Below are 21,925 nucleotides of genomic sequence, written 5' to 3' on the forward strand. Positions count from 1 at the left end.
CGCTGTGCGCTCGTAATGGAGTGATGGTAACAAAAAATGGCCGGGCAGACGCCTGGCGAGAGCCTCAAAGGCTCTGCAGCGTTTCCATCAGTACCCGCACCTTGGCAATCGATTCTTCGTATTCGGCCTGCCAGTTCGAGTCGGCTACCACTGCGCCGCCGCCCCAGCAACTGACCTGGCCATCCTTGACCAGCAGGCTGCGAATGGCGATGGAGCTGTCCATCTCGCCGCGCACGTCCACGTACAGCAGCGAGCCGCAGTACAGCGCGCGACGTGTCGGTTCCAGCTCGTCGATGATCTGCATGGCGCGGATTTTCGGTGCGCCGGTGATCGAACCACCCGGGAAGCTGTCGCCGATCAGGTCAAGGGCGTCCTTGTCGCGGGCCAGCCGGCCGGTGACGCTACTGACCAGGTGATGGACGTTGGGGTAGCTTTCCAGGCTGAACAGCTCCGGCACCTTCACCGAGCCGATTTCGCACGTGCGGCCCAGGTCGTTGCGCAGCAAGTCGACGATCATCAGGTTTTCCGAACGATCCTTGGCGCTGTGGCGCAGCTCCTCGGCATTGCGGGCGTCCTCGGCGGGGTCGGCCGAACGCGGGCGGGTGCCCTTGATCGGGCGGGTTTCCACCTGGCCCCGGCCGACACGGATGAAGCGTTCCGGGGAGAAGCTCAGCAGCGCACTGCCATCAGCCAGTTGCTGGTAACCGGAAAATGGCGTCGGGCAGGCTTTGCGCAACGCCTGGTAGGCTTGCCACGGGTCACCCTGGCAAGGGGCGCGGAAGCGCTGGGTGAGGTTGATCTGGTAGCAGTCGCCTGCCTGGATGTAGCGCTGCACCTGGTCGAAGGCGGCCTTGTACTGTTCCGGCTGCAGGTCACCCTGCATGGGCGCGAGCAGCTGGAAATCACCGCACGTCGAAGTGTCGACAGTCTCGAACAGCGCCGCCAGGCGAGCCCGCTCTTCTGGCGCCAGGCTCGGGTGGAACACCAGCTGGCTGGTGCCAAGCTGGTGGTCGGTCAGCAGTGCCCAGGCGTACAGGCCCAGCTGCGAATCGGCCAGGCCCAGGTCGTCAGTCGACAGCTGCGGCAGCTGTTCCAGGCGGCGGCCGAAGTCGTAGCTCAGGTAGCCGATCAGGCCGCCGACGAAGGGCAGTTCGATGCCGGCGGGCAGCTGTGCTTCACCCAGTTGTGCCAGGCTGGCGCGCAGGCGTTCAAGGAAGGCGCGGCCATCCTCGTCGGGCTGGGCCTGCAGGTGCTGCACGGGCCAGGCGCTGAGCAGGTCGAAGCGGCCGCGTTCGGCGCCGGGGCGGGCGCTGTCGAGCAGGATCGCGCCGGGGGCCTGGCGCAGGCGGGCGAAATAGGCAGCGGGGTCAGGCTGGTAGGGCAGGGGGTGGAGCGTACAGGTCGGCATCAGTGTGGACGGCGATGAAAAAGCAAGGAGGGCGATTGTAGACCTGTGCAGGAAAAGCGCCTAGCCCTGTAGGAGCGGGCTTGCCCGCGATAATCGGCGAAGCCGGTGCCATCCACTGCGGTGGCTGCTTCTCGGGTAAACCCGCTCCCACAGGGAGCGCAGGCCCTGAGGGCAGTGCGGTACCTGTGGGAGCCGGCTTGCCGGCGGGGAGGCCCTTGAGGGTCAGCGCGGATGCACGTGCCCGAACAGGTTCTGGGCCACCCGCACACGCTGCTCGGCGTCTTCGGTAATGCCGTCCTTGGCCAGCGCTTCGATGTGCGCTTCGATGGCATGGGTACGCTGGGTCAGCCCGGTGTCGTTGGCGATCTGGATGTTCAGGCCAGGGCGGGCGTTGAGTTCGAGAATCAGCGGCCCCTTGTCCTGGTCCAGCACCATGTCCACGCCGATATAGCCCAGCCCGCACAGCTCATAGCAGCCGGCGGCCAGTTTCATGAAGCCGTCCCAGTTCGGCAGCTGTACGCCGTCCACCGCGTTGGTGGTGTCGGGGTGCTTGCTGATGATGTTGTTCAGCCAGGTGCCGCGCAGGGTCACGCCGGTGGCCAGGTCGACACCCACACCGATGGCGCCCTGGTGCAGGTTGGCCTTGCCGCCGGACTGGCGGGTCGGCAGGCGCAGCATGGCCATCACCGGGTAGCCCATCAGCACGATGATGCGGATGTCCGGCACACCCTCGTAGCTGATGCTCTTGAAGATCTGGTCGGGGGTCACCCGATACTCGATCAGCGCCCGGTCTCGGTGGCCGCCAAGCGAGTACAGCCCGGTGAGGATGCTCGACACCTGGTGCTCGATTTCCTCGTGGCTGATGATCTTGCCCGACACCGTGCGGTAGCGGTCCTCGAAGCGGTCGGCGATCACCAGGATGCCGTCACCGCCAGCGCCTTGCGCTGGCTTGATGACGAAGTCGTTGCGCCCGCCGATGATCTCGTGAAGCTTTTCGATCTGCTTTTCGGTCTCGATGATGCCGTACATTTCCGGCACATGGATGCCGGCTGCGAGCGCGCGCTCCTTGGTGATGATCTTGTCGTCGACGATCGGGTACAAGTGCCGCTTGTTGTACTTCAGCACGTAGTCCGCGTTGCGCCGGTTGATCCCCATGATGCCCCGGGCCTCCAGGGCTTTCCATGTCTTGATCAGGCCAAACATCAGGCGTCAGCCTTCTTCAGGAATGCCTTGAAACGCACCAGCTCGGTCAGGCGGTAGCCGCGGTAGCGACCCATCGCCAGCATGAAGCCCACCAGGATCAACAACACGGCCGGGAAGGTGAAGACGAAGTACACCAGCTCCGGCACCATCATCAGCAAGTGCGCCAGGGAGGCGGCGAACAGGGTGCCGATCGCCACTTTCATGGCATGGCCACCGCCGCGCTCTTCCCAGGTGATCGACAGGCGCTCGATGGTCATGGTCAGGATCACCATCGGGAACAGCGCCACCGACAGGCCGCGCTCCAGGCCCAGCTTGTGGCTGAACAGGCTGATGGCGGCGATCAACACCACGACAAAGGTCAGCACCACCGACAGGCGCGGCAGCATCTGCAGCTTCAGGTGTTCCAGGTACGAACGTAGCGACAGGCCCAGGGCGGTGATCACCGTAAACAGCATGATGCCGAAGCCCAGCTGGGTCTCACGGAAGGCCAGGGCGATCAGCACCGGGGTAAAGGTACCCAGGGTCTGGATGCCGATCAGGTTGCGCAGGATCAGGATCACCAGCACGCCGATCGGGATCATGACCATGATCATGAAGGTCTGCTGGGTCTGCAGCGGCAAGCCGTACAGCGAGTATTCGAGGAAGTCGGCGTCGGTGTTCTCGTCAGTCAGCTTGGCCAGGCGGATGGCGTTCATCTCGCTGTTGTTCATGCTGAAGGTGACGTTGGCTTTCTTGCCGCCATCGACGGTGATCAGGTTGTCATCCCCGGTCCACCACAGCAGGCGGTCGGCCGGCAGGCCCTGTTCGCCGGTGTCCGGGTTGAAGTACAGCCAGTCGTTGCCGTTGAAGCTGCGCAGCCACAGCTCCGGGGTCTGGGGCGTATCGGCAACCAGCCGGATGGTGTGGACCTTTTCCATCGGCACATGGGCGATCGACAGCAGCAGGTCGATGACCTGGGCCTTCTTCATCGGCGAGGTGTCACCGGCCAGCAGCAGCTTGACGTTGTCGTCGTTGAGGTTGTTGACCCGCTTGATGGTCTCGCTGACAAAGGTCTCGACGTCGGCCGAGTGCTGGCGGATAGGGGCCATCAGGGCTTCGGCGGCGATTTTTTCCGGGCCTTCGATGGCCAGGCTGTCACGGAAGGTCGGGCCTTTGATGGCGGACTTTTCGTTGCTGTAGCGCTTGGTCAGCACCAGCCGGTAGTACAGGGTCTGATTACCGCTGACACGGCGCGCTGACCAGGTCACCTTGCGGTTGCCGTCGGCGCGGTTGACGCTCACCCCATAGTTGTTGGAGATGAAGCTCTCGTTGAGGCTGACGTAGTCGCGGTTCAGCGGCGGCACGAACATCTGGATCTTGACCGGGTCCTTGGAGCTGGCGACGAACTCGACCTTGGCGTCGATGTTCCACAGGTCATCGGTCTCGTCTTCGGTCACCGGGATGCCGAGCACGAAGATCTGATAGGCCGTGACCGCCACGCCGAGCAACACCAGCACGGTGATCAGGACTTTCAGATGGAGGGTAAGAGAGCGCATCGGGATTACTCTGCTTTGGTAGCGTCGGTGGCACAGGCAGGTTTGCCGGCCGCGTATTTAAGGCTTGGGTCGACCAGCGCGTCGAAGTGCTTGAGCGCCTCGGAGCCGATCAGCAACGGGAACTGGAAGGCGCTGCGGTCGGTGAGGTTGACTTCGATGGTGCGCCGGGCCTGGCCCATGCAGATTTCCAGTTCGATGACCGGGCGGGCGGTGTAGGCCTTGCCGGATTCCGCATCATAGTCGCCGGCGCGGCGTTTGATCTTGCTCACGCGGGCCAGGGGGCGCTCGATGGGGTGCGAATGGGCGGCGTCGATGGCCAGGTAGAAGCGCACCCAGCTTTCGCCGTTGCGCTTGAAGCGTTTGATGTCACGGGCACTGAGCGACGCAGTCTTGGCCCCGGTGTCGAGCTTGGCGGCCACTTCCAGGTCGAGGTCGCCAAGCCGGGCGTATTCGTTCAGACCGTACACGGTCTTGCCCGCCGCCTGGCCAAGGGCCGGCAGCAGGGTGAGGCATAACAGCAATAATACGGGTGTAAGTCTCATAGTCCTGGCGCGATGCTGAGCTGTGCAGGGTGCGGGGCAAAGGTGACTGGCAACGGCAGCACAAGCTTCCTCGTTCATCTGTCAACAACATGAATTGATGACAAATACACTATCGATACCCCCTTGGAGGCGCGGCATTCTATCACGCCGACGTCTTGACGCCAGCGTGAAGCGATCTGACAACGCCATCACTGGGTAAGTTCGTTCTTAGACGATTGTCGACAATGTTGATTTTGTCTTTGACTGCGGGCCGCTGATTCGCTAGTTTCTGCTCAAGTGATTAGCAAGGTGTCGACAATATGCTGGACATCACCACCCCAAGCCCTGCTGAAGCAGACGAAACGGAAACCTTGTCCGAGAATGTCTTCCGGCGTATCCAGGCGGCGATCGTCAAGGGCGACATTGCCCCCGGCAGCAAGATCTCCGAGCCCGAGCTGGCACGCACCTATGGCATCAGCCGCGGCCCGCTGCGCGAGGCCATCCATCGGCTGGAGGGGCAGCGCCTGCTGGTGCGGGTACCGCATGTCGGCGCGCGGGTGGTTTCGCTCAACCACGCCGAACTGATCGAGCTGTACGAAATCCGCGAGTCGCTGGAAGGCATGGCCTGCCGCCTGGCAGCCGAGCGCATGAGCCAGGCCGACATCGACGAGCTGCGCCGGGTGCTCGATACCCATGAGCGCGATGCCGCGTTCCAGGCCGGGCTTGGCTACTACCAGCAGGAAGGCGACTACGACTTCCATTACCGCATCATCCAGGGCAGCGGCAACCAGACCCTGGTCAAGATGCTCTGCGGCGAGCTGTATCAACTGGTACGCATGTACCGCATTCAGTTTTCCGCCACGCCCAATCGGCCGCGCCAGGCCTTTGCCGAACACCACCGCATTCTCGATGCCATTGCCGACCGTGACGGCGAACTGGCCGAACTCCTGATGCGCCGCCATATCGGCGCGTCCAAGCGCAACATCGAGCGTCACTATCTGGACGCCAACAACAACAGCCCACGAGGTGAGAAATGACTGTGAACAGCACCCCCGGTCAGCGTTTCCGCGACGCCGTTGCCGCCGAACACCCGCTGCAAGTGGTTGGCGCGATCAACGCCAACCATGCACTGCTGGCCAAGCGTGCCGGTTTCAAAGCCATCTACCTGTCGGGTGGCGGTGTTGCTGCCGGCTCCCTGGGCCTGCCTGACCTGGGCATCAGCGGCCTGGATGATGTGCTGACCGATGTGCGCCGCATCACCGATGTCTGCGACGTGCCCTTGCTGGTGGATGTCGACACCGGTTTCGGCGCTTCGGCCTTCAACGTCGCCCGCACCGTGCGTTCGATGTGCAAGTTCGGCGCTGCGGCCATCCACATCGAGGACCAGGTTGGCGCCAAACGCTGCGGCCACCGCCCGAACAAAGAAATCGTCAGCCAGCAGGAGATGGTCGACCGCATCAAGGCGGCAGTGGATGCCCGCACCGATCACTGCTTCGTGATCATGGCGCGCACCGACGCCCTGGCGGTGGAAGGTCTGAACGCCGCCCTGGACCGGGCTGCTGCCTGCATCGAGGCCGGCGCCGACATGATCTTCCCGGAAGCCATCACCGAACTGTCGATGTACAAGACCTTCGCCGACCGCGTGCAGGCACCGATCCTGGCCAACATCACCGAGTTTGGCGCCACACCGCTGTACACCACCGAAGAACTGGCCTCGGTCGACGTGTCGCTGGTGCTGTACCCGCTGTCGGCGTTCCGGGCCATGAACAAGGCGGCTGAAAACGTCTATACCGCACTGCGCCGCGACGGTACCCAGAAGAACGTGATCGACACCATGCAGACCCGCATGGAGCTTTACGACGCCATTGGCTACTACGCTTTCGAGCAGAGCCTCGACGCGCTGTTTGCCCAGAAGAAAGGTTGAGCGCACCGCTCCCGAATCAGCCAGATCGCTTCCATAACAAGTTCAAGAAAGGAGAAACACCATGGCCGAAGCAAAAGTACTCAGTGGCGCTGGCCTGCGCGGCCAGGTGGCCGGCCAGACTGCGCTGTCGACCGTGGGCCAGGCCGGCGCCGGCCTGACCTACCGTGGCTACGACGTCCGTGACCTGGCCGCCGGTGCCGAGTTCGAGGAAGTCGCCTACCTGCTGCTGTACGGCGAGCTGCCGAGCAAGGCGGAGCTGGCCGACTACAAACGCAAGCTCAAGGGCCTGCGTGACCTGCCACAGGCGCTGAAAGAGGTGCTCGAACGCATCCCCCGCGACGCCCATCCGATGGATGTGATGCGCACCGGTTGCTCGGTGCTCGGCACCCTGGAGCCGGAGCTGACCTTCGACGCCCAGCGCGAGAAGACCGACCGCCTGCTGGCGCTGTTCCCTGCGGTGATGTGCTACTGGTACCGCTTCACCCACCATGGCGTGCGCATCGACTGCACCAGCGACGAAGACACCCTCGGCGGCCACTTCCTGCACCTGCTGCATGGCAAGAAGCCAAGCGAGCTGCACGTCAAGGTGATGAACGTGTCGCTGATCCTCTACGCCGAGCATGAGTTCAATGCCTCGACCTTCACTGCGCGGGTTTGCGCGTCGACCCTGTCCGACCTGTACTCCTGCGTCACCGCCGCCATCGGCTCGCTGCGCGGCCCGCTGCACGGTGGTGCCAACGAAGCGGCGATGGAGTTGATCGAGCGCTTCCAGAGCCCGCAGGAGGCCACCGCCGAACTGCTGCGCATGCTCGAGCGCAAGGACAAGATCATGGGCTTCGGCCACGCGATCTACAAAGAGTCCGACCCGCGCAACGAGGTGATCAAGGGCTGGTCGAAGCAGCTTGCCGACCAGGTCGGTGACACGGTCCTGTACCCGGTCTCCGAAGCCATCGACAAGACCATGTGGGAGCAGAAGCGCCTGTTCCCCAACGCCGACTTCTACCATGCCTCGGCGTACCACTTCATGGGCATCCCGACCAAGCTGTTCACCCCGATCTTCGTCTGCTCGCGTCTGACCGGCTGGGCCGCGCACGTGTTCGAACAGCGCGCCAACAACCGCATCATCCGCCCGAGCGCCGAGTATGTCGGCGTCGAACAGCGCCAGTTCGTACCGATCGAGCAGCGCTGAACCCTAGAGTGCCGGGGCTGCTGCACAGCCCTTTCGCGACGCAAGGCCGCTCCCACAGGTGCGGCGCAGTCCCTGTGGGAGCGGCCTTGCGTCGCGAAAGGGGCGCGCAGCGCCCCCAAGGGCCAGACCTGCACACCCGAATACCGTGACCGAGCCTGATAACGTATGAACACTGCATTTCGCAAGAACCTGCCAGGCACCGCCCTGGACTACTTCGATGCCCGCGCCGCCGTCGAGGCCATCAAGCCCGGTGCCTACGACAGCCTGCCGTATACCTCCCGCGTGCTGGCCGAAAACCTGGTGCGCCGCTGCGACCCGGCCAGCCTCGACGCCTCGCTGGGCCAGCTGATCGAACGCAAGCGCGACCTCGACTTCCCCTGGTTCCCGGCGCGCGTGGTGTGCCACGACATCCTTGGCCAGACCGCTCTGGTCGACCTCGCCGGCCTGCGTGATGCCATCGCCGACAAAGGCGGCGACCCGGCCCAGGTCAACCCGGTGGTGCCGGTGCAGTTGATCGTCGATCACTCCCTGGCCGTGGAGTGCGGTGGCTTCGACCCGCAGGCGTTCGAGAAGAACCGCGCCATCGAAGACCGCCGTAACGAAGACCGTTTCCATTTCATCAACTGGACCAAGAAGGCGTTCAAGAACGTCGACGTGATCCAGCCCGGCAACGGCATCATGCACCAGATCAACCTGGAGAAGATGTCGCCGGTGATCCATAACGACCGTGGCGTGGCCTACCCGGACACCTGCGTCGGCACCGACAGCCATACCCCGCATGTCGATGCCCTGGGCGTTATCGCCATCGGGGTCGGTGGCCTTGAAGCCGAAAACGTCATGCTTGGCCGTGCCTCGTGGATGCGCCTGCCGGAAATCATCGGCGTCGAGCTGACCGGCAAGCTGGCGCCGAACATCACCGCCACCGACCTGGTATTGGCCCTTACCGAGTTCCTGCGCAAGCAGAAAGTGGTTGGCGCCTACCTCGAGTTCCATGGCGAAGGCGCACGCGCCCTGACCCTGGGCGACCGTGCGACCATTTCCAACATGGCCCCGGAGTACGGCGCCACCGCTGCGATGTTCGCCATCGACCAGCAGACCATCGACTACCTCAAGCTGACCGGCCGTGATGACCAGCAGGTGCAGCTGGTGGAAACCTATGCCAAGGTCGCCGGGCTGTGGGCCGACAGCCTGGCCAAGGCCGAATACGAACGCAGCCTGAGCTTCGACCTGTCGAGCGTGGTGCGCAACATGGCCGGCCCGTCCAACCCGCATGCCCGCGTCGCTACCAGCGACCTGGCGGCCAAGGGCATCGCTGGCGCCTGGGAAGAAGTGCCGGGGCAGATGCCTGACGGTGCGGTGATCATCGCCGCCATCACCAGCTGCACCAACACCAGCAACCCGCGCAACGTGATTGCCGCAGGCCTGCTGGCGCGCAACGCCAACAAGCTCGGCCTCAACCGCAAGCCGTGGGTCAAGTCGTCGCTGGCGCCCGGCTCCAAGGCCGTGCAGCTGTACCTGGAAGAAGCGGGGCTGGAAAAGGAACTGGAGCAACTGGGCTTTGGCATCGTCGCCTTCGCCTGCACCACCTGCAACGGCATGTCCGGCGCACTGGACCCGGTGATCCAGCAGGAAATCATCGACCGGGACCTGTACGCCACCGCCGTGCTGTCGGGCAACCGCAACTTCGATGGGCGTATCCACCCGTATGCCAAGCAGGCGTTCCTTGCTTCGCCGCCGCTGGTGGTGGCCTATGCGATTGCCGGCACCATCCGTTTCGACATCGAAAAGGACGTGCTGGGCGTGGTCGACGGCAAGGAAATCCGCCTCAAGGACATCTGGCCGAGCGACGAGGAAATCGACGCGGTAGTGCGTGCGGCGGTCAAGCCGGAGCAGTTCCGCAAGGTCTATATCCCGATGTTCGCCATCGAGGAAGAGCGCGGGCCGAAAGTCGCGCCACTCTACGACTGGCGCCCGATGAGCACCTATATCCGCCGCCCGCCGTACTGGGAAGGCGCCCTGGCTGGCGAGCGTACCCTGCGCGGTATGCGCCCGCTGGCGGTACTGCCGGACAACATCACCACCGACCACCTGTCGCCATCCAACGCCATCCTCCTCGACAGTGCCGCCGGTGAGTACCTGGCGAAGATGGGCCTGCCGGAAGAGGACTTCAATTCCTATGCCACCCACCGCGGCGACCACCTGACCGCCCAGCGCGCCACCTTCGCCAACCCCAAGCTGTTCAACGAAATGGTGCGCAACGAAGACGGCAGCGTGAAGCAAGGCTCGCTGGCGCGCATCGAGCCGGAAGGCAAGGTGACCCGCATGTGGGAAGCCATCGAGACCTACATGGCGCGCAAGCAGCCGCTGATCATCGTGGCCGGTGGCGACTATGGCCAGGGCTCGTCCCGCGACTGGGCGGCCAAGGGCGTGCGCCTGGCGGGTGTCGAGGCGATCGTCGCCGAGGGCTTCGAGCGCATTCACCGCACCAACCTGGTGGGCATGGGCGTTTTGCCACTGGAATTCAAGCCGGGCACCGACCGCAAGACCCTCGGCCTGGACGGCAGCGAGACCTATGACGTGCTCGGCGAGCGCAAGCCACGGGCGACGTTGACCCTGGTGGTGACGCGACGCAATGGCGAGCGTGTCGAAGTGCCAGTGACCTGCCGCCTGGACACTGCCGAGGAAGTGTCGATCTATGAGGCGGGCGGGGTGCTGCAGCGCTTTGCCCAGGACTTCCTCGAAGCGACCGCTTGAACAGGACTTGAACATGGCACATGTACCACAAGTGAAAATCCCCGCCACCTACATCCGTGGCGGCACCAGCAAGGGCGTGTTCTTCCGCCTGCAGGACCTGCCGGAGCCGGCTCAGGTCCCAGGCCCGGCGCGCGATGCCTTGCTGTTGCGGGTAATCGGCAGCCCCGACCCTTATGCCAAACAGATCGACGGCATGGGCGGCGCCACTTCGAGCACCAGCAAGACGGTCATCCTGTCGAAGAGCATCAAGCCCGGGCACGATGTCGACTACCTGTTCGGCCAGGTCGCCATCGACAAGGCTTTCGTCGACTGGAGCGGCAACTGCGGCAACCTGTCTGCGGCGGTCGGCTCGTTCGCCATCAGCAACGGCCTGGTCGACCCGGCGCGCATTCCGCGCAATGGCATCGCCACTGTGCGCATCTGGCAGGCCAACATCGGCAAGACCATCATCGCCCATGTGCCGATCACCGAAGGTGAAGTGCAGGAAACCGGCGACTTCGAACTCGACGGCGTGACCTTCCCTGCCGCCGAAGTGCAATTGGAGTTCCTCGATCCGGCCGCCGACGAGGATGGCGACGGTGGGGCAATGTTCCCCACCGGCAACCTGGTGGACGACCTGGAAGTGCCGGGGGTGGGCACCTTCAAGGCGACCTTGATCAACGCTGGCATCCCGACCGTGTTCGTCAATGCCGCCGACATCGGTTACACCGGTACCGAGTTGCAGGGTGCGATCAATGGCGACCCCCAGGCGCTGCAGCGCTTCGAGACCATTCGTGCCTATGGAGCCGTGCGCATGGGCCTGATCGAGCATGTCGACCAGGCTGCCGGGCGTCAGCACACGCCGAAGGTGGCTTTCGTTGCGCCGCCGAGCACCTACACTGCGTCCAGTGGCAAGGCGGTTGCGGCCGGTGACATCGACCTGCTGGTGCGTGCGCTGTCGATGGGCAAGCTGCACCACGCGATGATGGGGACCGCAGCCGTGGCCATCGGCACCGCTGCTGCCATTCCGGGCACGCTGGTCAACCTCGCCGCGGGCGGGGGCGAGCGCAGTGCCGTGCGGTTTGGCCATCCGTCCGGCACGCTGCGGGTTGGTGCCGAGGCGCGCCAGGTGGATGGCGAATGGACGGTGACCAAGGCAATCATGAGCCGCAGTGCTCGCGTGCTGATGGAGGGCTGGGTTCGCGTGCCTGGCGACAGCTTCTAACGCACCACTGGCGCTCGGCTTGGGATGAGTAGGGCCGCAAAGCGGCCCCAACTTCACAGGAGCTGGCTATGAGCGCCAACGTGGACCTGAACGACCGCCCGGACTACGACCGGGTGCTGCAAACCCTCGCCGATTACGCCCTCGGCTACCGCGTCGAATCCCCTGAAGCCCTGGACACCGCACGCAACTGCCTGATGGACACCCTCGGCTGCGGCCTGCTGGCCTTGCGCTTCCCCGAGTGCACCAAGCTCCTTGGCCCGCTGGTGGAAGGCACCGTGGTGCCCAATGGTGCGCGCGTACCGGGTACCGCCTATCGCCTCGACCCGGTGAAGGCCGCCTGGGACATCGGCTGCACCGTGCGCTGGCTGGACTATAACGACACCTGGCTGGCTGCCGAGTGGGCGCACCCTTCGGACAATCTTGGCGGCATCCTCGCCGTTGCCGATCACCTGTCACAGAAACGCGTGGCTGCGGGTGAGGCGCCGCTGCTGATGCGTGAGGTGCTGCAAGCGATGGTCATGGCCCACGAGATCCAAGGCGTGCTGGCGCTGGAAAACTCATTCAACCGCGTCGGCCTGGATCACGTGATTCTGGTCAAGGTAGCCTCCACCGCCGTGTGCGCCCGGCTGATGGGTGCCAACCGCGAGCAGATGCTATCGGCCTTGTCCCATGCCTTCGTCGATGGCCAGGCGCTGCGCACCTATCGCCATGCCCCCAATGCCGGCTCGCGCAAGTCCTGGGCGGCCGGGGACGCTTCCAGCCGCGGCGTGCGCCTGGCCGATATCGCGCTGCGTGGCGAGATGGGCGTGCCGGGCGTGCTGACTGCGCCGCAGTGGGGGTTTCATGACGTCTCGTTCAGCCACACCAACAAGGACCTGGCGGTGAAGCCCTCCGGCCAGTATGAGCTGCGTCTGCCGCAACCCCTGGGCAGTTACGTGATGGAGAATGTGCTGTTCAAGGTCAGCTTCCCGGCCGAATTCCACGCCCAGACCGCCTGTGAGGCGGCGGTCACCCTGCACCCTCTGGTGCGTAACCGCCTGCATGAAATCGACCGCATCGTCATCACCACCCAGGAATCGGCGATCCGTATCATTTCCAAGAGCGGCCCGTTGGCCAATGCCGCTGACCGTGACCATTGCCTGCAATACATGGTGGCGGTGCCGCTGATCTTCGGTCACCTGGTGGCCGAGCATTATGAAGATGCCTTCCATGCCAATCACCCGAGCATCGATCGCCTGCGCGAGAAAATGGAGGTGGTTGAAGACCCGCGCTTCAGTCGCGAGTACCTGGAAGCCGACAAGCGCTCGATCGCCAATGCCGTGCAGGTGTTCTTCAAGGATGGCAGCTGTACCGAGCAGGTGCTGGTGGAGTACCCGATCGGGCATCGGCGGCGGCGTGAGGAGGGGATACCGCTGCTGGAGGCCAAGTTCAGGAGCAACCTGGCGACGCGCTTTGTGCGGCAGCGGTGTCAGCAGATTTTCGAGCTGTGCAAGGACCAGCAGAAGCTGGAGCAGATGGCGGTGCACAGGTTTGTGGATCTGTTCGTGATCTGAGGCCTGCACAGGAGACACAAAAAAGCCCCGGCAGCGCTGCCGGGGCTTTCTTCTACTGCTTACAACTCAGCTTACGCCTGAACCACCGGGATCTTGGCGTTGGCAGCCGCTTCACGGAACTCGGCGATCTGGTCGAAGCTCAGGTAGCGGTAGACGTCGGCAGCCATGCTGTCGATGTCTTTGGCGTACTGCATGTACTCTTCGACGGTCGGCAGCTTGCCGAGGATCGATGCGACCGCAGCCAGCTCGGCCGAGGCCAGGTACACGTTGGTGGCGTCGCCCAGACGGTTCGGGAAGTTGCGGGTCGAGGTGGAAACCACGGTCGAACCGGTCTGCACACGTGCCTGGTTACCCATGCACAGCGAGCAGCCTGGCATTTCCATGCGTGCACCGGCCTTGCCGTAGATGCCGTAGTAGCCTTCTTCGGTCAGCTGGTGGGCGTCCATCTTGGTCGGCGGGGCCAGCCACAGACGGGTCGGGATACCGCCCTTGACCTTGTCCAGCAGCTTGCCGGCAGCGCGGAAGTGACCGATGTTGGTCATGCACGAACCGATGAACACTTCGTCGATCTTCTCGCCCTGTACCGAGGACAGCAGGCGGGCATCGTCCGGGTCGTTCGGCGCGCAGAGCACAGGCTCCTTGACGTCGGCCAGGTCGATTTCGATGATTTCGGCGTATTCGGCATCGGCGTCGGCCGACAGCAGCTCAGGCTTGGCCAGCCAGGCTTCCATGGCCTGGGCACGACGCTCCAGGGTGCGGGCATCGCCGTAGCCTTCGCCGATCATCCAGCGCAGCAGGGTGATGTTGGACTGCAGGTACTCGGCGATGGCCTTTTCCGGCAGCTTGATGGTGCAGCCCGCGGCGGAACGCTCGGCCGAGGCGTCGGACAGCTCGAAGGCTTGCTCGACGGTCAGGTCGTCCAGGCCTTCGATTTCCAGGATGCGGCCGGAGAAGGCGTTCTTCTTGCCTTTCTTCTCGACGGTCAGCAGGCCCTTCTGGATCGCGTAGTAAGGGATGGCATGAACCAGGTCACGCAGGGTGATGCCAGGTTGCAGTTTGCCCTTGAAGCGCACCAGGATCGATTCTGGCATGTCCAGCGGCATGACGCCGGTGGCGGCGGCGAAGGCCACCAGGCCGGAACCGGCCGGGAACGAGATGCCGATCGGGAAGCGGGTGTGCGAGTCACCACCGGTACCTACGGTGTCAGGCATCAGCATGCGGTTCAGCCAGCTGTGGATGATGCCATCGCCTGGACGCAGCGACACGCCGCCACGGGTGCGGATGAAGTCTGGCAGGGTGTGGTGGGTGTTGACGTCGATCGGCTTCGGATAGGCTGCGGTGTGGCAGAACGACTGCATCACCAGGTCAGCGGAGAAGCCCAGGCACGCCAGGTCTTTCAGTTCGTCGCGAGTCATCGGGCCAGTGGTGTCCTGGGAACCGACGGTGGTCATCTTCGGCTCGCAGTAGGCACCCGGGCGCACGCCCTGGCCTTCTGGCAGGCCACAGGCGCGGCCAACCATCTTCTGCGCCAGGGTGAAGCCTTTGCCGGTGTCGGCAGGCTGCTCTGGCTTCTTGAACAGGTCGGAAGGGCCCAGGCCCAGTTCGGCACGGGCCTTTTCGGTCAGGCCACGGCCAACGATCAGCGGGATACGGCCGCCGGCGCGGACTTCATCCAGCAGTACTTCGGTTTTCAGCGCGAACTCGGTGACCAGCTCGTCGCTGCCGTGACGGCGCACTTCACCTTTGAACGGGTAGACGTCGATGACGTCGCCCATGGCCAGGTTGGTGCAGTCGAATTCGATCGGCAGGGCGCCGGCGTCTTCCATGGTGTTGTAGAAGATCGGGGCGATCTTGGTGCCGAAGCAGAAGCCACCGGCGCGCTTGTTCGGCACGTACGGGATGTCGTCGCCGAAGAACCACAGCACCGAGTTGGTGGCGGATTTACGCGAAGAACCAGTACCGACCACGTCACCGACGTAGGCAACCGGGAAGCCCTTGGCCTTGACCGCTTCGATCTGTGCCAGCGGGCCGACCGAACCAGGCTGCTGCGGTTCGATGCCATCACGGGCCATTTTCAGCATGGCCAGGGCGTGCAGCGGGATGTCAGGGCGCGACCAGGCGTCCGGGGCAGGGGACAGGTCGTCGGTGTTGGTTTCGCCAGGCACCTTGAACACGGTCAGGGTGTACTTGTCGGCGATGGCCGGACGCGAGGTGAACCACTCGCCGGCAGCCCAGGATTCCAGCACGGCCTTGGCGTGAACGTTGCCGGCCTTGGCTTTTTCGGCCACATCGTGGAAGGCATCGAACATCAGCAGGGTGTGCTTGAGCTGTTCGGCCGCGACGGCGCCCAGTTCGGCGTCGTCGAGCAGCGCAACCAGCGTCTCGATGTTGTAGCCGCCCTGCATGGTGCCCAGCAGTTCAGCAGCGTGCTTGCGGTCGATCAGTGGCGATTTGGCTTCGCCCTTGGCCACGGCGGAGAGGAAAGCGGCCTTGACGTAGGCAGCTTCGTCGACCCCTGGCGGAACGCGGTTGGTGATCAGGTCTACGAGGAAGGCTTCTTCGCCGGCCGGCGGGTTTTTCAGCAGCTCGACCAGGCCTGCAGTTTGTTCGGCGTTCAGCGGCTGGGGCACGATACCCAGGGCGGCACGCTCTTCGATGTGTTTGCGGTAGGCTTCAAGCACAGTTATTACCCTCATCAGTGGTCCCTAAAGGGGGTCCGGGACGCTCATCCAGCATTCGATGCACCCATGCGCTGCCACGGCTTTGTGGGCCGCCCAGCCAGAGTCGCAAAGAATCCTTACAGAAGCTGCTTTCAAAGTTTTACGCCTGCAGAACGGGAGCTGATGAGGGCTGGCACGGGCATGCGAGGGTGCATGGCCCGGGCCAACGCCGTTCTACCGGATGAACTGTGCTCGTGACGCTTTGAAAACAGCTTCCAACGGACATTGTTGCCTTGAAAAGGCGGGATGATTCTACGGCAAAAAAAGCCCGAAGGTAAGGCAGCGATCATGACTTTAACGGGTGACCCTGGTTAGACAAAGGGCTAACATGACCCCGTGTTCCACCGCCAAGCCGTTGTTTTCAATGTCCAACCAGTCCATCAAGACCCCGTGTGTCGGCCTCTGTTCCACCGTCTATGGGGACACCGTTTGCCGTGGCTGCAAGCGCTTCCACCACGAGGTGATCAACTGGAACGGCTACGACGACGACCAGAAGCGCGCCGTCTGGCTGCGCCTGGAACAACTGTTGGTGCAGGTGATGATGGCCAAGCTCGAAGTTTTCGATAAAAACCTCCTGCGCCAGCAGTTGCAGCAGCGTTCGATCCGCTTCGTCGAGCAGCAGTCGGAATACTGCTGGGCGTACCAGCTGATCGCCCGTGGCGCCCGCATGATCCGCGATCTGGAAGCCTACGGCATGGTGCTGCTGCCGGAGTTTCGTGACTGGGAGCTGCCGCAACTGCGCGATGCCATCGACCGCGAGTTCTTCCTGTTGTCCGAGGCGCACTACCAGCGCTACATCGCGCCAGCCTTCCTCAAGCAGGGCATGCAGTGAGCGGCTTCCTGCTGCTCGGGTGAGCGCAACTTCACTAGCGTAGAGGCTCTTTCAGTCTGACCAGGAGAGTCAGCATGAGCCATTATGTATTCAATCCCCGCTTTACCTTTCTGGCCCGCTGCTGGTGGCAGGGCTCCGGTGTGCGCAGCGTGACAGCGGCGACGCCAGCACGCGAGCGCCAGCTGGGAGCGATCTGGGTGCAGACAGGCAGCCGGGGCGCCAACGGGCACTATGACCGGTATCTGCAGGCCGAACCGGACGGCGTGTTGGAGAAGCCCCTGGACCGTTCTGATTATGCCAACCCTGGCCAGCGCTATTACGAGCTGTTCTGGTTTGGCGCCTACGCCAAGGGCAGCTATGCCGCCGACAAGCCACTCTTCTACGAGATACGGCCGGCTGACCGCGCCCACAAGGTTTCCGACTGGGTGCTGGATTACAACGCCAGCGTGTTCTCAGGTTATGTCGGCATCTGGGAAGCCAGCGAAGCCCAGGGCGTGCAGTCCAAGGCAGGTGACGCGCGGCTGTGGCGGATCGAGGGTTTCGATCAGGAGAAGATCGGCGAGGGCGACCAGCTCTTCAATCTTCAGCTGCTCACCCCAGGCGGTGAGAAGATCCTGCGTTACACCCGCTACAGTGACCGCTTCTTCAATAGCCGAAAAGGCGAGGCCGGCCTGGTGTCGATGCAGATCCTCAGCATGCCTCACCATTTCGAAGAGCACTGAGTGCATGGCCAGCCCTCGGCCCGCCAGGGCCGAAGGCTGGTCAAGGGCGGATCAGTCGCCGCTGTATTCGCAGCCGCTGGTGCAGGTCTCGTGGATGCGGACTTTGGACAGCTCCGGCATCAGCGGCTTGACCTGGTCCCAGATCCACTTGGCGATCACTTCGCTGGTCGGGTTCTCCAGGCCAGGGATGTCGTTCAGGTAGTTGTGGTCCAGCTGATCGTAGATCGGCTTGAAGATCGCCTTGACCTCGGCGAAGTCACGGATCCAGCCAGTGTGCGGGTCGAGCGGACCGGTCAGGTGCAGGCCGACCTTGAACGAGTGGCCATGCAGGCGGCCGCACTTGTGCCCGGCAGGGACGTTAGGCAGGCGGTGAGCCGATTCGAAGGTAAATTCCTTGAAGATTTCCACGCTTTCGTAACTCTGTATGAATCAATAATGCGCGCAGTCTACCAGCATGCCCGCTACAAGGCTTGCAGGCGTTCGTGCAACCGCCCGGTGGCGATCAGTCCGAGCAACTCGTCGCCCAGGCGCTGGCTTTCGGCGATCGCTTTGTACCAGTAACGCTTGCGGCTCGGCGCATCACCCATGAAACGCTTGAAATCGTTACGGTCAGGTAACTTGCCGAAGGGCAGGGCGGCCAGGTACTGCGGCGAAGGCGCCATCAGCAGCACGTTCTGCAGCCGCCTGGCGTCGCCCCGGCGCCAGGGCAGCGCCTTGTCGAACCAGCCGGGCACCACCTTGTCGGTAAAGTGCGGGTACAGCACCAGGTCGTCACCACGGTAGGGCAGGTCGAGATGGTAGTCGAGCAGGCCGCCGTCGCGGTAGGTGCCAGTGCCTGCGCCGGGAAGGTCGCGCACACCTTCCATCACCATCGGGATCGAGCCCGAGGCGAGCAGGGCCTGGCGCAGGTTGGCCAGGTCCAGTGGCAGGCAGCGCGAGGGGAAGTCGGTCAGCGCATCGAGCGGCGGCGCGCTGCGCTCATCATGCAGGATGATCCTTTCAAAATGCCGCGCCAGGCGCGAGCGCCCCAGCAGGTTGCTGGCGATCACCGAGCCCAGGCCCATGCCCAGGCGGCCGCGATGGTCGTGCGCGAGCTGGCCGTGGCTCTTCACCACCAGGATGTTCAGGCGGTAGTGCGGGTTGGCGAGGATCTGCCCGTCGCGGCCCTGCAGCAGGTCGTCGAGCATGCGCTGGCAACTGCGGCTGATCTCGGCGGGGGTGACGCCTTTGGCGAAGTCCTGCTCGGTATAAAGCTCACCCAGGCGGCGGATGCCGGCGACCGGGTCGTCGAGGCAGGCACTGGCGAAACGCCAGGAGCCGATCGAGGCGCCGATCAGCGCGCGTTGTCGAGGTGCCGAGGGCAGCCATTCACCGAACAGTGCCAGGTCCAGGCCCTGGATGCCCAGCGGCTTTGGGCCACCTGCCGCGCCTGGCAGCACACCGACATCGCTTGCCTGCAGTCCCTTTTCGCGAATCTGGCGTATAGCGCGCTGGCCAGCCTTGAAGGTGAGTGCAGGGTATTTGATGTGAATGGCGCTCATGACGGATCTCGCAGGTAACAAGGCGGTCATTATAGGGGCTTGAGACCGTTACAGCTGCGCTATCATGGCGCCAGCTGTTTTCAGGTTGAATTAAGGACCGCTGGTTAGTCTTAGCCCCGTAGACAACTTGAACCTCGCTCAGGAGAGCCCCCATGAAAACTTTGACTGCCCTGTTCACCGCCGCCGCCCTTGCCCTGGGCGCCAATGCCGCCTTCGCCAAGGACGTCCAGCCTGACGAAGTGGTCAAGCTGGTCAATGCCAAGACCATCAAGTCGCTGGATGAACTCAAGGCCGCTGCCGTGGCCAAGCACCCAGGCGCCACCGTCACCGACTCGGAGCTGGAAAACGAATACGGTCGCTACATCTACAAGGTCGAACTGCGCGACACGCAGAACGTCGAGTGGGACGTCGACCTGGATGCCAAGACCGGTGAAGTGCTGAAGGACGAGCAGGACCGCTGATGACCCACTTACCCCGGCCGGCGCGATACCTGGCGCTGTCGTTGCTGGCCGTGTGCTCCTTGGCCGTTGCCCGCGACCTGGACCAGGACGAAGCCCTGAAGCTACGGCAGAAGGGCATCATCCTGCCGCTCGAGCAATTGCTGGATACCGCCCTGGGGCGTTACCCCGGGGCGCGCCTGCTGGAGGCCGAGCTGGAAGAAGACGACGGCCGCTACGAATATGAAGTCGAGCTGCTGACCCAGGACGGCGTGGTGCGCGAGGTCAAGCTCGATGCCAGCAGCGGCGCCCTGCTCAAAGACGAGGAAGACGACTGACATGCGCTTGCTGCTTGTCGAAGACAACGTGCCCTTGGCCGACGAACTGACCACCAGCCTGCAGCGCCAGGGTTATGCCGTGGACTGGCTGGCCGATGGCCGCGACGCGGTGTACCAGGGCCAGAGCGAACCCTATGACCTGATCATCCTCGACCTCGGCTTGCCGGGCTTGCCGGGCCTGGAGGTGCTGGCGCAATGGCGTGCCGGCGGTCTCGCCACGCCGGTGCTGATCCTCACTGCGCGCGGGTCGTGGGCGGAACGTATCGAGGGCTTGAAGACCGGGGCGGACGACTACCTGAGCAAGCCTTTCCACCCCGAGGAACTGCAGCTGCGCATCCAGGCCCTGCTGCGCCGTGCCCGCGGCCTGGCCAACCAGCCGACACTGGAAGCTGCAGGCCTGCAACTGGATGAAAGCCGCCAGTGCGTGAGCCGCGATGGCGTCGACATCCAGCTCACCGCTGCGGAGTTCCGCCTGTTGCGCTACTTCATGCTGCACCCCCAGCAGATCCTGTCCAAGAGCCACCTGGCCGAGCACCTTTACGACGGCGAGACCGAGCGCGATTCCAATGTGCTGGAAGTGCACGTCAACCACCTGCGGCGCAAGCTGGGTCGCAGCGTCATCGAGACCCGTCGCGGGCAAGGCTACATCTATGCCGGGAGCACCGGGTGAAGTCCATCCAGGCGCGCCTGAGCCTGGGCCTGGTCGCCGTGCTGGTGCTGGTCGGGCTGGTACTGGCGCAATTGACCCTGTGGCTGTTCGAGGCAGGCTTGCAGCGCTACCTGGAAAACGGCCTGCGCAAGGAAAGCGAGAACCTGCTGGTGGCATTGGTGCGCGGGCCGAATGGCCTGCAGCTGGATGAGCGGCGCATTTCCGCTGCCTATCAGCGGCCTTTTTCGGGGTACTACTTCCGCATCGATCTAGACCAGGGCACCTGGCGTTCGCGCTCACTGTGGGACCTGGACATGCCCAAGCCGGCCACGCCGGGGTTGTCCGATAGTCACGAGCTGGGCCCGGAAGGCCAGCAACTGTTGGCCTTGCGCGCCGATTATCGGCGCCTGGGCCAAGACATCTCGATCAGCGTGGCACAGGACTACTCGCCGGTTCGCGACGGTTTCCGCCGCTTGCAGCAGATCGGCCTGGGGATGGGGCTGGTGGCATTGCTGATCGTGCTGGTGCTGCAGCGCATCACCGTCACCCGCTCGTTGCGCCCGCTGGAGCGCGCGCGCCAGCAGATCGCCCAGCTGCAGCAAGGCCAACGCTCGCAACTCGATGCCGAGGTGCCCAGCGAGCTGGCGCCGCTAGTGGACCAGATCAATCACTTGCTCAGCCATACCGAAGACAGCCTGCGCCGTTCGCGCAATGCCCTGGGCAACCTCGGCCATGCACTGAAGACGCCGCTGGCGGTGCTGCTCAGCCTGGCATCCAGTGAGCGCTTGCAGGGCCTGCCTGAGGTGCAGGCGCAGTTGCGTGAACAGCTGGAGCAGATCCAGCAGCGCCTGGCCCGTGAGCTGAACCGCGCCCGCCTGGCCGGTGATGCCTTGCCTGGGGCGCAGTTCGACTGTGATGCCGAACTGCCTGGCTTGCTCTCGACCTTGGCCATGATCCATGGCGAGGGCTTGCTGCTCGAGCACGATGCCCCACCGGGCCTGCTGCTGCCCTGGGATCGCGAAGACGTGCTGGAGCTCCTCGGCAACCTGCTGGACAACGCCTGCAAATGGGCCGACAGCGAAGTGCGGCTGGAGATCGCGCCGACAGCCGGGGGCTATCGGTTATGGGTCGATGACGATGGCCCCGGGATTCCGCAAAACCAGCGCCTGCAGGTGCTGGAGCGCGGCTCGCGGCTGGATGAACAGGTCGACGGGCACGGGCTGGGGCTCGGCATCGTGCGCGACATCGTCGAAGCTTGGGGCGGGCGCCTGGCGTTGCTGGATAGCCCCTTGGGCGGGCTGCGGGTGAGCATCGAGTTGCCGCGCAAGGTTCGGTAGTGCCAGGGCACATCGGGTGCCCCCGGTGCCCCGTTCAGTACTGCAAAAAAATTGCAGT

The 21,925-nt window shown here is 64.0% G+C and carries 19 protein-coding genes; 12 read left to right on the plus strand and 7 right to left on the minus strand.

Annotated elements, in window-relative coordinates:
* Positions 1–64: 64 nt before the first annotated feature.
* The 4 genes from pabB to rloA form a co-directional block, all read right to left on the minus strand.
* On the minus strand, positions 65–1,408 hold the full coding sequence (gene pabB / locus HU738_RS02760) for an aminodeoxychorismate synthase component I (protein ID WP_186600903.1): 1,344 nt from the start codon (positions 1,406–1,408) through the stop codon (positions 65–67).
* A gap of 222 nt (positions 1,409–1,630) precedes the next feature.
* Complete coding sequence (locus HU738_RS02765) at positions 1,631–2,611, minus strand: alpha-L-glutamate ligase-like protein (protein ID WP_176507459.1); 981 nt, start codon at positions 2,609–2,611, stop codon at positions 1,631–1,633.
* Positions 2,611–4,146 carry an osmotic stress tolerance membrane protein RloB gene (gene rloB, locus HU738_RS02770; RefSeq protein WP_186600904.1) on the minus strand — a complete coding sequence of 512 codons (1,536 nt, stop codon included), beginning with the start codon at positions 4,144–4,146 and terminating at the stop codon, positions 2,611–2,613. Before rloB ends, HU738_RS02765 begins: the two co-directional genes overlap by 1 nt.
* A gap of 5 nt (positions 4,147–4,151) precedes the next feature.
* Complete coding sequence (gene rloA / locus HU738_RS02775; protein WP_054883576.1) at positions 4,152–4,688, minus strand: retropepsin-like aspartic peptidase RloA; 537 nt, start codon at positions 4,686–4,688, stop codon at positions 4,152–4,154.
* Between the two features lie 299 nt (positions 4,689–4,987).
* On the opposite strand from rloA, the gene HU738_RS02780 reads away from it, so the two are divergent.
* The 6 genes from HU738_RS02780 (at position 4,988) to prpD (ending at position 13,291) form a co-directional block, all read left to right on the plus strand.
* Positions 4,988–5,704 carry a GntR family transcriptional regulator gene (locus HU738_RS02780; RefSeq protein ID WP_054883577.1) on the plus strand — a complete coding sequence of 239 codons (717 nt, stop codon included), beginning with the start codon at positions 4,988–4,990 and terminating at the stop codon, positions 5,702–5,704.
* Entirely contained in the window at positions 5,701–6,591 is an 891-nt protein-coding gene (gene prpB, locus HU738_RS02785) for a methylisocitrate lyase (RefSeq protein ID WP_186600905.1), read from the plus strand. Before HU738_RS02780 ends, prpB begins: the two co-directional genes overlap by 4 nt.
* 61 nt (positions 6,592–6,652) lie before the next feature.
* Positions 6,653–7,780, plus strand: coding sequence for a bifunctional 2-methylcitrate synthase/citrate synthase (gene prpC / locus HU738_RS02790; protein ID WP_060483892.1), 1,128 nt, complete (start codon positions 6,653–6,655; stop codon positions 7,778–7,780).
* Positions 7,781–7,945: 165 nt separating this feature from the next.
* Positions 7,946–10,534, plus strand: a complete 2,589-nt coding sequence (gene acnD / locus HU738_RS02795; RefSeq protein WP_186600906.1) for a Fe/S-dependent 2-methylisocitrate dehydratase AcnD — start codon at positions 7,946–7,948, stop codon at positions 10,532–10,534.
* 13 nt (positions 10,535–10,547) lie between these two features.
* Entirely contained in the window at positions 10,548–11,738 is a 1,191-nt protein-coding gene (gene prpF, locus HU738_RS02800) for a 2-methylaconitate cis-trans isomerase PrpF (protein WP_186600907.1), read from the plus strand.
* A 68-nt stretch (positions 11,739–11,806) separates the two neighbouring features.
* Positions 11,807–13,291, plus strand: a complete 1,485-nt coding sequence (gene prpD / locus HU738_RS02805; protein ID WP_176507465.1) for a 2-methylcitrate dehydratase — start codon at positions 11,807–11,809, stop codon at positions 13,289–13,291.
* 71 nt (positions 13,292–13,362) lie between these two features.
* Here the strand turns inward: prpD and acnB are convergent, their stop codons facing one another.
* Complete coding sequence (gene acnB / locus HU738_RS02810) at positions 13,363–15,972, minus strand: bifunctional aconitate hydratase 2/2-methylisocitrate dehydratase (RefSeq protein ID WP_054883583.1); 2,610 nt, start codon at positions 15,970–15,972, stop codon at positions 13,363–13,365.
* 403 nt (positions 15,973–16,375) lie between these two features.
* Between acnB and HU738_RS02815 the strand changes: the two genes are divergently transcribed.
* Entirely contained in the window at positions 16,376–16,843 is a 468-nt protein-coding gene (locus HU738_RS02815; protein ID WP_186601150.1) for a DUF1289 domain-containing protein, read from the plus strand.
* A 74-nt stretch (positions 16,844–16,917) separates the two neighbouring features.
* Positions 16,918–17,565, plus strand: a complete 648-nt coding sequence (locus HU738_RS02820; RefSeq protein WP_186600908.1) for a hypothetical protein — start codon at positions 16,918–16,920, stop codon at positions 17,563–17,565.
* 51 nt (positions 17,566–17,616) lie between these two features.
* Here HU738_RS02820 and queD read toward each other — a convergent pair whose 3' ends face one another.
* Positions 17,617–17,973: a 6-carboxytetrahydropterin synthase QueD gene (gene queD / locus HU738_RS02825; RefSeq protein ID WP_176507467.1), complete on the minus strand. Its 357-nt coding sequence runs from the start codon at positions 17,971–17,973 to the stop codon at positions 17,617–17,619.
* Between the two features lie 53 nt (positions 17,974–18,026).
* A complete protein-coding gene (locus HU738_RS02830) occupies positions 18,027–19,106 on the minus strand; it encodes a patatin-like phospholipase domain-containing protein (protein ID WP_186600909.1) in 1,080 nt (359 codons plus the stop codon).
* A gap of 152 nt (positions 19,107–19,258) precedes the next feature.
* Between HU738_RS02830 and HU738_RS02835 the strand changes: the two genes are divergently transcribed.
* From HU738_RS02835 to HU738_RS02850, 4 genes are read left to right on the plus strand one after another with little or no spacing between them, the layout of a single operon-like run.
* Positions 19,259–19,567 (plus strand): PepSY domain-containing protein, encoded by a 309-nt coding sequence (locus HU738_RS02835; RefSeq protein ID WP_176507469.1) that lies wholly within the window; start codon positions 19,259–19,261, stop codon positions 19,565–19,567.
* Positions 19,567–19,881 (plus strand): PepSY domain-containing protein, encoded by a 315-nt coding sequence (locus tag HU738_RS02840; RefSeq protein ID WP_186600910.1) that lies wholly within the window; start codon positions 19,567–19,569, stop codon positions 19,879–19,881. Before HU738_RS02835 ends, HU738_RS02840 begins: the two co-directional genes overlap by 1 nt.
* Before the next feature lies 1 nt (position 19,882).
* Positions 19,883–20,551, plus strand: a complete 669-nt coding sequence (locus HU738_RS02845) for a response regulator transcription factor (protein WP_054883650.1) — start codon at positions 19,883–19,885, stop codon at positions 20,549–20,551.
* Positions 20,548–21,867, plus strand: coding sequence for an ATP-binding protein (locus HU738_RS02850; RefSeq protein ID WP_186600911.1), 1,320 nt, complete (start codon positions 20,548–20,550; stop codon positions 21,865–21,867). The genes HU738_RS02845 and HU738_RS02850 overlap by 4 nt, the downstream gene beginning before the upstream one ends.
* The last annotated feature ends 58 nt before the right edge of the window (positions 21,868–21,925 follow it).

Source organism: Pseudomonas vlassakiae (assembly GCF_014269035.2).
In the GTDB taxonomy this organism is placed as follows: Bacteria; Pseudomonadota; Gammaproteobacteria; order Pseudomonadales; family Pseudomonadaceae; genus Aquipseudomonas; species Aquipseudomonas vlassakiae.